The sequence below is a fragment of the Pseudocolwellia sp. AS88 genome (assembly GCF_030551755.1).
In the GTDB taxonomy this organism is placed as follows: domain Bacteria; phylum Pseudomonadota; class Gammaproteobacteria; order Enterobacterales; family Alteromonadaceae; genus Pseudocolwellia.
Genome location: NZ_JAUPEC010000021.1, coordinates 64,280 through 78,751 on the forward strand (window position 1 = coordinate 64,280; position 14,472 = coordinate 78,751).

The 14,472-nt window shown below is 37.5% G+C and carries 11 protein-coding genes; 6 read left to right on the forward strand and 5 right to left on the reverse strand.

Going from position 1 to position 14,472, the window contains the following annotated elements; genetic code table 11:
• The first annotated feature begins 19 nt into the window (after positions 1 to 19).
• From Q5N69_RS14080 to Q5N69_RS14090, 3 genes are read left to right on the forward strand one after another with little or no spacing between them, the layout of a single operon-like run.
• Positions 20 to 1,834 carry an assimilatory sulfite reductase (NADPH) flavoprotein subunit gene (locus Q5N69_RS14080; RefSeq protein WP_304369647.1) on the forward strand — a complete coding sequence of 605 codons (1,815 nt, stop codon included), beginning with the start codon at positions 20 to 22 and terminating at the stop codon, positions 1,832 to 1,834.
• On the forward strand, positions 1,834 to 3,567 hold the full coding sequence (cysI, locus tag Q5N69_RS14085) for an assimilatory sulfite reductase (NADPH) hemoprotein subunit (RefSeq protein ID WP_304369649.1): 1,734 nt from the start codon (positions 1,834 to 1,836) through the stop codon (positions 3,565 to 3,567). Before Q5N69_RS14080 ends, cysI begins: the two co-directional genes overlap by 1 nt.
• Positions 3,560 to 4,309 carry a phosphoadenylyl-sulfate reductase gene (locus Q5N69_RS14090; protein WP_304369652.1) on the forward strand — a complete coding sequence of 250 codons (750 nt, stop codon included), beginning with the start codon at positions 3,560 to 3,562 and terminating at the stop codon, positions 4,307 to 4,309. The genes cysI and Q5N69_RS14090 overlap by 8 nt, the downstream gene beginning before the upstream one ends.
• A 24-nt stretch (positions 4,310 to 4,333) precedes the next feature.
• Here the strand turns inward: Q5N69_RS14090 and Q5N69_RS14095 are convergent, their stop codons facing one another.
• A complete protein-coding gene (locus Q5N69_RS14095; protein ID WP_304369653.1) occupies positions 4,334 to 5,236 on the reverse strand; it encodes a TIGR03899 family protein in 903 nt (300 codons plus the stop codon).
• A gap of 417 nt (positions 5,237 to 5,653) precedes the next feature.
• Here Q5N69_RS14095 and fadB point away from each other — a divergent pair, with 417 nt between their 5' ends.
• The gene (fadB, locus tag Q5N69_RS14100) at positions 5,654 to 7,822 is read left to right on the forward strand and encodes a fatty acid oxidation complex subunit alpha FadB (RefSeq protein ID WP_304369654.1); all 2,169 of its coding nucleotides are present in this window, start codon (positions 5,654 to 5,656) and stop codon (positions 7,820 to 7,822) included.
• A gap of 15 nt (positions 7,823 to 7,837) precedes the next feature.
• Entirely contained in the window at positions 7,838 to 9,001 is a 1,164-nt protein-coding gene (gene fadA, locus Q5N69_RS14105) for an acetyl-CoA C-acyltransferase FadA (protein WP_304369655.1), read from the forward strand.
• Positions 9,002 to 9,153: 152 nt separating this feature from the next.
• On the opposite strand, the gene Q5N69_RS14110 is transcribed toward fadA, so the two are convergent.
• The 3 genes from Q5N69_RS14110 to Q5N69_RS14120 all read right to left on the reverse strand — a co-directional run bounded on the left by Q5N69_RS14110 (position 9,154) and on the right by Q5N69_RS14120 (position 12,503).
• A complete protein-coding gene (locus Q5N69_RS14110) occupies positions 9,154 to 10,077 on the reverse strand; it encodes a manganese-dependent inorganic pyrophosphatase (RefSeq protein ID WP_304369656.1) in 924 nt (307 codons plus the stop codon).
• Between the two features lie 204 nt (positions 10,078 to 10,281).
• Positions 10,282 to 11,250: a class 1 fructose-bisphosphatase gene (locus Q5N69_RS14115; protein ID WP_304369657.1), complete on the reverse strand. Its 969-nt coding sequence runs from the start codon at positions 11,248 to 11,250 to the stop codon at positions 10,282 to 10,284.
• Positions 11,251 to 11,513: 263 nt separating this feature from the next.
• A complete protein-coding gene (locus tag Q5N69_RS14120; protein ID WP_304369658.1) occupies positions 11,514 to 12,503 on the reverse strand; it encodes a DMT family transporter in 990 nt (329 codons plus the stop codon).
• A 96-nt stretch (positions 12,504 to 12,599) separates the two neighbouring features.
• Between Q5N69_RS14120 and Q5N69_RS14125 the strand changes: the two genes are divergently transcribed.
• A complete protein-coding gene (locus tag Q5N69_RS14125) occupies positions 12,600 to 14,045 on the forward strand; it encodes a PLP-dependent aminotransferase family protein (RefSeq protein WP_304369661.1) in 1,446 nt (481 codons plus the stop codon).
• Between the two features lie 64 nt (positions 14,046 to 14,109).
• Here Q5N69_RS14125 and Q5N69_RS14130 read toward each other — a convergent pair whose 3' ends face one another.
• A complete protein-coding gene (locus Q5N69_RS14130; RefSeq protein ID WP_304369662.1) occupies positions 14,110 to 14,283 on the reverse strand; it encodes an oxidoreductase-like domain-containing protein in 174 nt (57 codons plus the stop codon).
• Between the last annotated feature and the right edge of the window lie 189 nt (positions 14,284 to 14,472).

The window sequence follows — 14,472 nt, forward strand, 5'->3', positions numbered from 1 at the left end:
AAATGGGCGAGTTGACATTATGTTGCCAGGTCAGAAAAATTTAAACCAAACAATGCTAGATGCAAACCAACTTGCATCTTTACAAGAAGCTATAGCTACTTACACACCGCTACAATTAGCATGGACAAGTGGTTACTTAGCAGCAAAAAGTGAAGGTGGCTCTGTTGCTGCACTTCCTACTGCTACAGCTGGCGCATCTGCACAAGTGCAGGCAACGCTTACTATCCTATTTTCATCACAAACAGGTAATGCCAAAGGTGTTGCTAAAAAGTTAGCTGAAAGTGCGAAAGCTGCGGGTATTACTGTTAACTTGAAAAATGTTTCAGAATACAAACCTAAATCATTAAAATCAGAAACACATCTACTTATCGTTACCAGTACTAACGGTGAAGGCGAGCCGCCAGATGATGCTATTGAGTTTCATGAATTTTTAGCATCTAAAAAAGCACCTAAATTACCAACATTAAAATACAGCGTATTGTCATTAGGCGATAGTAGCTATGAGTTTTACTGCCAAACTGGTAAAGATTTTGACGAACGCTTAAAAGCCTTAGGTGCAACAGCAGTTTCACCTCGTGTTGACTGTGATGTTGACTATGAAGAAGATGCTCAATCTTGGTCTGTTAGTATTATTGACACGTTAAAAGAAGAGTTAACTCAGTCTGGCGACGCAGGTGTTGCACCGATTGCTGGTGTAAGTGCTTCTGTTGAAGTTGAAAGTCAGTATACAAAACAAAACCCGTACGAAGCTGAATTATTAGTTAGTCAAAAGATCACTGGACGCGACTCTGCTAAAGATGTTCGTCATGTTGAGATTGACTTAGGTGAATCAGGTTTAACTTACCAAGTAGGTGATGCTTTAGGTGTTTGGTTTGAAAACTCAGCCGCTTTAGTTGAAGAATTAATTACCACATTAAAATTAAGTGCTGATGAAAACGTTAGCATTAAAGGCGAAAACTTTACCTTAAGCCAAGCGTTAACTTCTGAATTAGAAATTACCCAAACAGCTCCTGCTTTTATTGAGTTTTGGGCAAGCATTTCGGGTGACGAAAAACTTAAAGCTTTAGCAGAAGACAAAAACGCAGCGCGTGAATACGCTGGCGAACATCAAATTGTTGATATTGTAAAAGCGGCACCAAGTGACGTTACTGCTCAAGTATTTGTTGACGCACTTCGTAAAATTACACCGCGTTTATACTCAATAGCGTCAAGCCAAACTGAAGTTGAAGAAGAAGTTCACTTAACGGTTGGCTTAGTAAGTTATGAACATGAAGGTGCTACACGTTTTGGTGGTGCTTCAGGTTTCTTAGCAAACGATGCTGAAGAAGGCGCTACTGTTAAAGTATTTGTTGAACACAACGATAACTTCCGTTTACCAGCTGACGGTAATACACCAGTGATTATGGTTGGTCCAGGTACAGGTGTTGCTCCGTTTAGAGCATTCATGCAAGAACGTGAAGCAAGCGATGCTGAAGGCGATAACTGGATGTTCTTCGGTGATCAAACCTTTACCCAAGACTTCTTATATCAAGTTGAATGGCAAGGTTACTTAAAATCAGGCTTATTAACTAAAATGGACGTAGCTTTCTCTCGCGACCAAGCTGAAAAAATTTACGTACAAGACAGAATTAAAGAAAACGCTAAAGAAGTATTTGAATGGTTAGAGCGTGGTGCACACTTATACATTTGTGGTGATGCAAACCGTATGGCAAAAGACGTTCACAATACTTTAGTTGACGTTATCGCCTCTGAAGGTGGTTTAACACCTGAGCAAGCTGAAGACTATTTGAAATCGTTACGCAGCAACAAACGTTACCAGAAGGACGTATACTAATGACAAATGAATTTAAAGACATTAAATCTACCGGTGATGGTCCAATCATTGTTGAAGGTAAACATGCGGATAACGAGCGTTTAAAGTTAGAAAGTAACTACTTACGCGGAACAATTGTTGCCGATTTAGCAGATAGAATGACAGGTGGTTTTACACCGGATAACTACCAGCTGATCCGTACTCATGGTATGTATCAACAAGATGACCGTGACATTCGTGCTGAGCGTCAAAAGCAAAAATTAGAACCATTACATAACGTAATGCTTCGTGCTCGTATGCCTGGCGGTATTATTACGCCATCGCAATGGTTAGCTATCGATAAATTTGCTGCAGATCACACCTCTTACGGAAGTATTCGTTTAACCACTCGTCAAACGTTTCAATTCCACGGTGTTTTAAAACCAAACATAAAGTTAATGCACCAAACGTTAAATAGCATAGGTATTGATGGTATTGCGACAGCAGGTGACGTTAACAGAAACGTATTATGTACAAGTAACCCAATTGAATCTGAACTTCATCAAGAAGCTTATGAGTGGGCGAAAAAAATCAGCGAACATTTATTACCAAAAACTAAAGCCTATGCTGAGATTTGGTTAGATGCTGAAAAAGTTGAATCAACGGAAGAACCTATTTTAGGTAAGAGCTACTTACCTCGTAAGTTTAAAACAACTGTTGTTATTCCACCGAAGAATGACATCGACGTTCATGCGAACGACTTAAACTTTGTTGCTATTGCTGAAAACGGAAAACTTATTGGTTTTAACGTTTTAGTCGGTGGTGGTTTAGCCATGACTCACGGTGATAACTCTACTTACCCTCGTAAAGCTGATGACTTTGGTTTTATCTCAATCGATAAAACATTAGATGTTGCTGAAGCGGTAGTGACTACTCAACGTGATTGGGGTAACCGTGTAAATCGTAAAAATGCTAAAACTAAATACACATTAGATCGCGTAGGTATTGATACCTTTAAAGCTGAAGTTGAGAAACGTGCAGGCATTAAATTTGGCGAAAGTCGTTCATACGAGTTCACTAGCCGTGGCGATAGCATAGGTTGGGTTGAAGGTTTTGATGGCAAGCATCATTTAACATTATTTGTTGAAAATGGTCGTTTAATTGATGGTCCAGACAGCCCACTTAAAACAGGTGTCGCTGAGATTGCTAAAGTGCACAAAGGTGACTTTAGAATGACAGCCAACCAAAATTTAATTGTTGCTGGTGTTGCTGAAGCTGATAAAGCAAATATTGAAACCTTAGCGCGTCAATATGGCTTAATTAAAGACGAAACATCTAATCAACGTAAAAACTCAATGGCTTGTGTGGCATTTCCAACGTGTCCATTAGCTATGGCTGAAGCTGAGCGTTACTTACCTGGTTTAGTAACTGATGTTGAAGGCATTTTAGCTAAGCATAATGTAGCTGAAGAACATGTGATTTTACGTGTTACAGGTTGTCCAAATGGTTGTGGTCGAGCAATGCTTGCCGAAATTGGTTTAGTAGGTAAAGGTCCAGGTAAATACAACATGTATTTAGGTGGTAACCATGCAGGTACTCGTGTACCTAAGCTATATAAAGATGGCGTTGACGAAGCTGGCATTTTAACTGAAATCGATCAGTTAGTTGAACGTTGGTCAAAAGAACGTAACGAAAACGAAGGTTTTGGTGATTTCACCATACGTGTCGGCATTGTTGCTGAAGTTAAAGTGAGCAAGCGTGATTTCCATGCCTAATACTAGCCAAGCAGTCACTAATAACCACTCTCCGGCATCTGTGCCGGAGCCATTGATGAATCAGTGGAATGAGTTATTGGAGAAGGAATCGGCTGTTGCGCGTGTTGAATGGACGATGGAAAACTTGCCGTCTCAGTTTGTACTGTCATCAAGCTTTGGTATTCAGTCAGCAGTAATGTTGCACTTGTTAACGCAAGTGGATAAAAATATTCCAGTATTGATCACTGATACAGGACATTTATTTCCTGAAACTTATCAATTTATTGATCAGTTAACGGAACGCTTAGACCTTAATCTTCATGTATACAGCGCAAAAGAAAGCGCAGCTTGGCAACAAGCTAAATACGGTGAAGAATGGGCGAAAGGCGATGCCGAATTAAAAGCTTATAACCGTCGTAATAAAGTTGAGCCATTAGAGCGTGGCTTAAATGAATTAGGTGCTAATACTTGGTTTACAGGGGTGCGTCGTCAACAAACGGCTCATCGTGAAAACTTACCTGTAGTAAGCACGTTACGTGGTCGTTTTAAGGTACATCCGATTATTGATTGGAGTAATAAAGACGTTCACCAGTACTTAACTAAGCATGGTTTACCGTATCATCCATTATGGGATCATGGTTATGTTTCTGTTGGTGATGTACATAGTACAAAACCACTAACTCTAGGTATGGACGAAAGCGATACGCGTTTCTCTGGCGGTCAAAGAGAATGTGGATTACATACCGATGGTGATGGTATATAGTTGCTGATCAGCGAGTTTTCTGTACTAACTTACAGAAAAATGCGACTGTAATGATGACTCTAATAAAGGTATTAAATCTTTATTAGGGTGATCTGAAATAAGTAGAGCAAGTTCACTGCCAACAGGGGTGAACTTGTAAAAACTTAAACCACATTGATCTTTTTTAGCAGTAAGAGTTAAGTTCTTCCCATTAAAGTTAAATACCATCTTCTCTCCTTTTTTTAACTCGTTTGATTCTGCTTCCTGCATAAAAATAAGATGATTATCAGCAAGGCTTAAGATCTCTGTATAACTTAATCCACATTGATTTAAATTAACTCTTTGCTGTGTTGTTTTGCTAAAAAAACTGAATATGCCTGGTGTATTATAAGCACCTGAAATAATACGAATATTTTTCTTACTACTGTCTTTTACGGCAATACCACATACTTTAGCTAATAGCTTGGCATCGGTAATACTCATTGATTTAAAAACGGTGAGTGACTTTAGTGAAAAAGAGCCAGGATGGGTAATTTCTCCCGCCAAAATCTTAGCCCATAAATCTTGCATTGTGTTATTGCTAATATCTTCAGCTAGGCTTGTAAAACGGTTGAACCAGTCAGGATCTGCTTTTGTAGTGCTAGTGCTATTAGGGCAATAACTTAATGATTTTTTAACAATAGATTCTAAGTTTTGTTGCTGGCGTAATCGAGATAAGCGTTCTCTTTTTATTACACGTTCTTCAAGAGGCATTTGCTTGTCTTCAGGTATTAAAGCTCCATCAAGTACGTATTGTCTGGCTAAAGTTAATAGCTGTTTTTGAGAGGTAAAGCTTGATGTTGATTCAGATGTTTTGGTTTCGCTTGTTATATTCGTTGATTTATCTGTCGACGAAGTAACTAAATTACTTTCTGGTTTTGATGCTAATTCAGCTTTATCTTTGTCCACATTCAATCCTTAAATTATTATTATCTAAATAAACCTAACTAACTCATATATAGGGTTAATAATATGGCAGTAGTTACATCATAAAACGTATTAATCTTTTATGGTAGCTGAAGCGTGTTTTTTAGTTTTTAAAATGCTGCAGATATAAGTTTATACAACCAATTTAAACAACTGTTTTAATCTCTTGTTTAAATTTATTGATTTCCTCATTTTTTCAAGGCAAACTCAAGGGCAACTAAAATAGAATTGTTGAACTTTAGTGGTTAAGTTTTTGTCGAAGTTGTTCATTTAACTTACCGCTTTACAGTTCAACATAATCTAATTTAACTCATCATTTTAGCTGCAATGCTAATTTGATGATTGTGGTCTATTATTCAGACAGACTAAATATAGCGAAAGTTTTCGAGGAGAGCAGGCATGATCTATCAAGGCACAAGCCTTTCTGTACAAATGCTAGAAGATGGCATTTTGGAACTCAAGTTTGACGCACAAGGCTCAGTAAATAAGTTTGATGAGCAAACATTTATTGAATTCAAAGCAGCTATCGAGATTATTAATAATACTGCAGAAGCGAAAGGCGTTTTAATTACATCAGGTAAACCTACTTATATTGTAGGTGCAGACATTACTGAATTTTTAGGTATGTTTGATAAACCTGTTGATGAATTACTGGCTTGGATCAAAGAAACAACAGATGTATTTGATTCTTTAGAAGATCTAAATTTACCAACTATAGCTGTGGTAAACGGTATTGCTTTAGGTGGCGGTTGTGAGCTTACGTTAGCGTGTGATTACCGTATAGCTGACACAAATGTAAGCATTGGTTTGCCAGAAGTTAAACTGGGTATTATGCCTGGTTTTGGTGGTACAGTTCGATTACCAAGAGTTATTGGTGCAGACAATGCTGTAGAGTGGATTTCAACAGGTACTGCTTATCGTGGTGAACCTGCCTTAGCTGCTGGTTTGTTAGATGCATTAGTAGCGCCAGAAGATTTAATGGAATCAGCTGTTAAAATGCTTAAAGATGCGATTGCTGGCAAATTAGATTGGAAAGCTAAGCGTCAACCTAAATTAGAAGCGCTTAAATTAAGTGCAACTGAAAGCATTATGACTTTTAGTACTTGTAAGGGCATGATTGCTGCTAAAGCAGGAAAGCATTACCCTGCGCCTATGGTAATGGTGAACACTATTGAAGCTGCGGCAACATTAGATCGTGCTGGTGCTATGGCTTTAGAAAATCAAGGCTTTGTTAAGTTATCGCAAACAGATTCTGCTACCGCGCAAATTGGCTTGTTTATGGCAGACCAAGTTGTTAAAGGCAAGGCTAAGAAAGCTGGCAAACTCGCAACCAAGCAAATCAATAAAGCAGCTGTTCTTGGTGCAGGTATTATGGGGGGGGGTATCGCTTATCAATCTGCATACAAAGGCACGCCTATTATAATGAAAGACATTAACGATGCTGCTCTTGATTTAGGTTTAAGTACCGCTGCTGGTATTTTAACTAAGCAAGTTGAACGTGGTCGTATGAATGTTAAGAAAATGGCTGCTACATTAAATAATATTTCCCCATCACTATCATACGATAGCGTTAAAGATGTGGATATTGTTGTTGAAGCGGTTGTTGAAAACCCTAAGATCAAAGGTTTGGTTTTAGCTGAAGTCGAAGGTGTAGTTAGTGAAGACACAATTATTACATCTAACACTTCAACAATTTCTATCGACTTATTAGCAAAAAGTGTAAAACGCCCAGAAAAATTCTGTGGTATGCATTTCTTCAACCCAGTAAATAAAATGCCGTTGGTAGAAGTTATTCGTGGTAAAGACACTTCAGATGAAACTGTTGCTACTGTTGTTGCATATGCCGCTAAAATGGGTAAATCACCAATAGTTGTTAACGACTGTGCTGGGTTTTATGTAAACCGTGTTTTATTCCCATATCTTGCTGGTTTAGGCCAATTGGTACTGGAAGGTGCTGACTTTGTAAAAATTGATAAGATAATGGAAAAAGATTTCGGTTGGCCAATGGGTCCAGCATATCTTATTGATGTAGTTGGTATTGATACGGCCGATCATTGTACAAGTGTTATGGCAGACGGTTTTCCAACTCGCATGCCTAAGATTGAGAATGATCCAATTAGCTTATTATATAAAAATGAGCGATTTGGTCAGAAGAATGCAAAAGGCTTTTATGATCACAGTAAAGACAAACGTGGTCGTCCAACCAAAGTTGCTTCACAAGATGCTTACGATTTATTAGCACCACTTTGTGCTGATGCTCAAGAGTTTTCTAAAGAAGACATTATTGCGCGCTTAATGATCCCTATGGTGAATGAAGTTGTAAGATGCTTAGAGGAAGGTGTTGTAGATACTGCAGCTGAAGCTGATATGGGCTTAATTTATGGCTTAGGTTTCCCTCCATTTAGAGGTGGTCCAATTCGTTACTTAGAAACTGTCGGTTTAAATGAGTTTATTGCTACGGCAGATAAATTTGCTCACCTTGGTGAAATGTACCAAGTGACTGATGGACTACGCGAAATGGCCAAATCTGGTAAATCTTACTTCACTACTGATGTTAAAACAGCCTAACCTGAGGAGAATACAATGAAAGAAGTTGTAATAATTGATTGCATAAGAACTCCGATGGGACGTTCAAAAGCTGGTGTATTCCGTAATGTACGTGCAGAAACTTTATCGGCACACTTAATGGAACAAATTTTAGTAAGAAACCCTGGTCTTGATCCAAACGACATTGAAGATGTTATTTGGGGTTGTGTAAAACAAACCAAAGAACAAGGCTTTAACATTGCACGTAATGCATCATTACTTGCAGGTTTACCAAAGTCGATTGGCGGTGTAACGGTTAACCGTTTATGTGGTTCATCTATGCAGGCTTTACATGACGCATCTACTAGCATTATGTCTGGACAAGGTGACGTATTTTTAATTGGTGGTGTAGAACACATGGGACATGTTCCTATGATGTACGATGTTGATATGGCACCATCGCTAAGTAAACACGTAGCAAGAGCTTCAGGTAACATGGGCTTAACAGCTGAGCTGTTAGGTAAGCAACATGGTATTAGCCGTGAAATGCAAGACGCCTTTGGTGCTCGTTCGCATCAACGTGCTCATCAAGCGATGTTAGAAGGCCGTTGGGCTAATGAAATTGTGCCTACACTTGGGCATGATGAGAAAGGTGCGTTAACTTTAATTGAGCATGATGAAGTTATTCGACCTGAAACTACTGTTGAAGGTTTATCAGCATTACGTCCAGTATTTGATCCTGTTAACGGTACCGTTACTGCAGGCACATCATCAGCGTTATCTGATGGTGCATCAGCTATGTTAGTTATGTCTGCAGACAAAGCTAAAGAGTTAGGCTTAAAACCTCGTGTTAAGATCAGAGGCATGGGTGTAGCAGGTTGTGATCCAGCAACTATGGGTTATGGTCCTGTACCTGCAACTCAAAAAGCATTAAAACGTGCTGGCTTAACCATTAACGATATTGAACTTGCTGAGTTTAACGAAGCATTTGCTGCGCAAGCCTTATCATGTATTAAAGCGTTAGGCTTAGAAGATAAAGCTGAAGACATGATCAACTTAAATGGTGGTGCTATTGCATTAGGTCATCCACTAGGTTGTTCAGGTTCTCGTATCTCAGGTACCTTAATTAACTTAATGGAAGGTCAAGATGTAAACATTGGTTTAGCGACTATGTGTATTGGTCTTGGTCAAGGTATCGCGACGGTATTTGAAAGAGTTTAAGTTAACACTTATCAAGGTAGCTTCTAATTGAAGTTACCTTTACATATAAACAAAAAGCCCTGAAATATATTATTTCAGGGCTTTTTCATATCAGTTTTTTTAAAGCAACTTTTAAAACATAAGTACTAAGCCTTGGCTTTAAAATTAGCTTATTAAGCTAAAGAATCTTGTAATGGTGGTACTACTTGCTTTTTACGGCTCATAATTCCGTCAATCCACACTTTACCGTTAACTGCTGTTTTACCATAAGCTTTGTCAGTTAAGTCGTCGTTATCACTTACCACTAAAACTTCAGAGCCTTCTTTCATAATGTCAGTTAAAAGTAACATAACACTGTGACGTCCGCCTTCTTCTTTTAAAGCAGCCATATCAGCTAAAAAGTCTTCTTTCATTTCGTTAAATACAGCTAAGTCGATAACTTCTAATTGACCAATTCCTACTGTTTTGCCGTGCATATTGAAGTCTTTAAAGTCACGTAAAACAAGATCACGAATTGGTGTGCCTTCAACTGCTGATTTTACTTTAAACATTTCCATGCCTAACGCTTTGTAGTCTTCAATACCTGCAATTTCTGCAAGCGCTTCAACACATTTTATATCAGCCGTTGTACATGTTGGTGATTTGAAGATTACAGTGTCAGATAAAATGGCACACATCATCGCACCCGCAATATCTTTAGGGATTTCTACACTATGAAAATCGTACATCATTTTAATAATAGTGTTTGTACAACCTACAGGGCGGATCCAACACTCAAGTGGAGTCGATGTAGTGATATCACCTAATTTGTGATGATCAATAATACCTAATACTGTGGTGTCATCAATATCATCAGGGCCTTGGATGCGGTCTGAATGATCAACAACGTAGATGCCATCAGTATCTGCAAATGTCATTTTTAATTCAGGTTGTTCAAAACCAAATTTTTCTAGAATAAAAAGAGTTTCAGGAGATAATTCACCTAAACGTGCTGGTTTAACGTCTTCGCCTGTCGCATTTTTCAAATAAGAAAGAGCGATAGCTGAACAAATTGAATCTGAATCTGGAACTTTGTGTCCCACGGCATAAGCTGACATATAAATTTCTCTGTTAGAAGTGTCGGTTATTAAAGTTGAATTGGCACTATTCTAACAAAAAGGTTTATATCTATACAATGAAGTTATTTTGAGTAGCGGTAATGACAAATGTAAAAGCTAGGTGTTTTACAGGATAGATTGGTATTAGTTTGGAATAAAGTTAAAAGAGGGAAGGGCTCCCTCTTTTATTTAAATATTTATTTGTTACTTATAGTAAGACAAACATTTATTTACTTCGTTTTTAGAACCTAAAATAACTTCTACACGTTGATGAATATCTGTTGGTTCAATATCCATAATTCTTTGTGTTGAAGTAACACTTAAGCCACCGGCTTGCTCAACTAAAAAGCTCATTGGGTTAGCTTCATACATTAAACGTAATTTGCTTGGCTTAGCAGGATCTTTTAAATCAGCAGGGTAAGTAAAAAGACCACCACGTGTTAATACTCTATGCACATCACCAACCATAGCTGCACTCCATCTCATGTTGAAGTTTTTGCCACGAGGACCAGAGTCACCTAATAATAAGTCGTTAATGTAAGCTTGCATTGGAGCATGCCAAAAACGTTGATTAGACATGTTAACAGCGAATTCTTGAGTATCTTCAGATATTTGAACATTGCGCTCTACTAATACAAAGCTACTTGTTGTGCGGTCAAATACGTAGAAGTGTGTGCCGTTACCTGTTGTCATTACCAACATAGTTGCCGGACCATATAAAACATAACCTGCACATACTTGTTTGTTACCTGATTGTTTAAACATTTCAGGATCGCTTGCATCCATTCCATCGATAGCTGGATGAATAGAGAAGATAGTACCTATAAGCGAGTTTATTTCGATGTTTGAACTACCGTCTAATGGATCAAACGATACGATGTATTTACCATTAGGATTACCAGCAACTGAAGTATCTTCTTCTTCAGATGAAATAGCTTTTACTAAATCAGACTCTAAAAGGATGTCTTTAATTAAGTCGTTTGATACAACATCAAGTTCTTTTTGAACTTCGCCTTGGATATTTTCATCTGTTGTAGCGCCCATAAGGCCACTTAAATGAGCTTGGCTTACACGAAAAGAAATGTCTTTCGCTGCGTCTAGTACAGTGTTGATTACAGAAACTAGATCACTTGGAACGTTATCTTCATGTAGAGCTGGTGCTAATCGTTGCATAAGGGTACCTAAATTTATTTGATTGATAAAAGTGTTGTACAGTTGATTGATTATAAACCGTTTCGAGTCATATTTAGAGTAATTAATCAGATTAAATTTTAATTACACTCTATTTAGCATAATAAGAAAGGTTTGGAAGGTGATTAAGGCGTATTTTAAAGCTCAGCTCAGTATGTTGGAATAGCATATTTTGGTAAATACTGAGCTATTGAAATGAAATTATTTAGTCGCTTTTGTTTGTGGCTTTAATAAAGCGCTTGTAGTTAGGTGGTTTTAAGCGTTTGTGATTCGACTGTCTCAACTGCTTTATTAACAACAAGTGAGCTGTTAGAAACTTGTGGTTTAGCTTCTTGTTGTTCAACCATTTTATTTAGAGATTTAACTTTCTTTTTAGATAACACAATAATATTACCAATAAAAATACAGCTTAAGCCCACAACGGTAAATATACTCCATTGAAAATCTTCTACAAAAGACGAAATTAACACGGCTATTGCAGGAAACATAATGTTTGCATAAGACGTTTTTTGAGCGCCAATTCTATTTAACAAGGTTAAATAGCAACCGAAGGCGATAACAGATCCAAATACTGATAAATATAACAATGAGCTAATATAAGCGGCATTCATCGGGAGAATAAAAGCTTCACCTTTGAAAAATGCCCACAAGCCTATAGATAAAGCGCCATATGCCATTCCCCAAGCATTAGCCGCATGCAAAGGAGCTTGTTTTTTTTGGTTTCTAATGGAAATCATGTTGCCGAAAGAGGCTAAAATAGTCCCGCCAAGACAGAAACCTAAACCTATAAGAGTTTGTTCGCCTAAAGATACATTGTTAATTTGTGGCCAGAATAAAGTAACGATACCCATAATTCCTAATAACCCACCAATATAAAACTCTTTAGTAATTTTTGTTTTATACCAAATGCGGGCATTTAAAATATTAAAAATCATGATCATCGAGAAGCCAATACACACTAAGGCTGAATTAATGTGTTGTTGGGCACTATAAAGAAAATAGTAGTTACAACCAAACAAGGTTAAACCAAAAGCAAGAAATTGAATATGCAGCTTAACCGGAAAGTTAAGCTGTATTCTTTGCTGCTTACAAAACGCAAATAAAATAACCGCGGCTAACGAAAAACGATAGCTAAGGGACACGGCCGGGGAAACGTCACCTAATTGATAATTAATAGCAATCCAAGTTGAGCCCCAAATAACTACAGTAACAATGTATAAAACAACATTATTCATGATTGAATCTGATTTTCTCTGAAGAAGTAATGACAGTTTAATGAAACTTTGATTTAATAACATATACAAAAAAACAAAAATGATACCTACACAGTTATGCAGTTACTTGATAAATCATCTTCAGACTTTTTATACCAACAGGTTATCGACTATGTTGAAAAACAAGAGAAAAATGGTGTTTTCCGCGCGGGTGACAAATTACCAAGCTTACGTAAGCTTAGTAAGCAGTTAGATATCAGTGTGCCAACTGTAAAGCAAGCCTATATAGAGTTAGAGCGCCAGGGGGCTATATATGCTCGTCCTCAATCAGGTTATTATTTCAAAGCAAAAGATGTTCGTACATTACTGCCTATGCGTGATAGTTGGTTAACTTCTTCTCCTGCAAAAATTCAATTTAGAAGTCTTATCGAACAAGTTCATGCCGTAATTCATTTACCTAACACGGTAGCTTTAGGCATTTCAAATCCGGTTAATGCTCACCCACCGGACAAAGCTTTATCGCGATTAATGAAAGGTGTTTTAAGCCGAGTTGCAGAAAAAGCAGTAAGTTATGGACCTGTGAATGGCGACTCTAAACTCCGCTTGAGTATTGCTTTGCGTTATCAAGAACAAGGCGTTGATGTTGATCATGAAGATATTATTATCACGAATGGCGCGCAAGAAGCTCTTTCAATAGCTTTACAATGTGTAGCTTCGAAAGGCGACGTGGTTGCTGTGGAATCACCATGTTTTTTTGGATTACTAGAATTAGTTGAAAGCTTAGGGATGAATGTTGTTGAGGTGTATACCTGTACCGAAAATGGCATTTGCCTTAATGATTTAGAGAAAACACTCAAAGAACACGAAGTGAAAGCCTGCTTATTTACCACAACGATAAATAACCCGCTAGGCTCAATGATGAGCAATCAGGATCGAAAGAAGTTAGTTGAGTTAGTTGAGAAATACAATACGCCATTGATTGAAGATGAAGTATACAGTGAGCTTTACTTTACTGATGAAAAACCAAAACCTGCAGAGCTTTATTCTAAAAAAGGCTTGGTAATGACGTGTTCTTCTTTTTCAAAAACTGCAGCACCAGGTTATCGAATTGGTTGGCTACTTGCAGGTAAATATGAAGAAAATGCAAAGCGTATAAAAAGAGCTATATCTTGCTCTACTGCCATGTTGCCGCAATGGACACTAACAGACTATTTGATGAGTGGTGAATACGACAAACACTTAAATGTATTACGTAAAAAGCTGCAATATAATAGTGAGCGTATGCGAGCTTTAATTACTAAACACTTTCCAGAAGAAGTTTGTATTTCAGAACCTAAAGGTGGTGGTGTTTTATGGATCAGGTGTCGATCTCATGTTGATACAGGCAAACTGTTTCATGAAGCAATTGAAAATGGCGTGAGTTTTGCGCCAGGGACAATTTTTTCAGCGTCTGGAAAATATAAGAACTTTATGCGTATAAGTTTCGCTGTTCAATGGAGCGATGAAAAGATTGAAGCCATTGCGACATTAGGTAAAATTGTTAAAAAACATTCATTAAAGTAATTACAGTGGGGTAATAACTTGAGTGAATCATAATTCTTATTTTACTGAATTTATTTTACTGAATTTATTTAACTTCTTCGATGTTAGTAGATTTTTCAGCTTGTTGAGCAAGTTGGGCTTGCTGATCTTTCCATGCTTTTCGATTCTCGTAAAAGTAATCCCAAACACATGGACTGCAACCGCCGCCACAACAGTCATCATCTGCAGGTTGGCTTGGCTTTTCTAATAGTTTTGTCATATCTTTCTCTTTGTTTAATTGTGTTTAACCTGAATCAAGATAAATGACATTGTATAATATATTTTGATGAAAAAAAAAGCTCTGTAACAACAGAGCTTTAATCATTTTTTATTTTGACCCGTCCTAAATAAGGTTGACACTTTTCTTTAAGTAAATTGGAGAGTGTTATGAAATCAACAACTAAGCGTA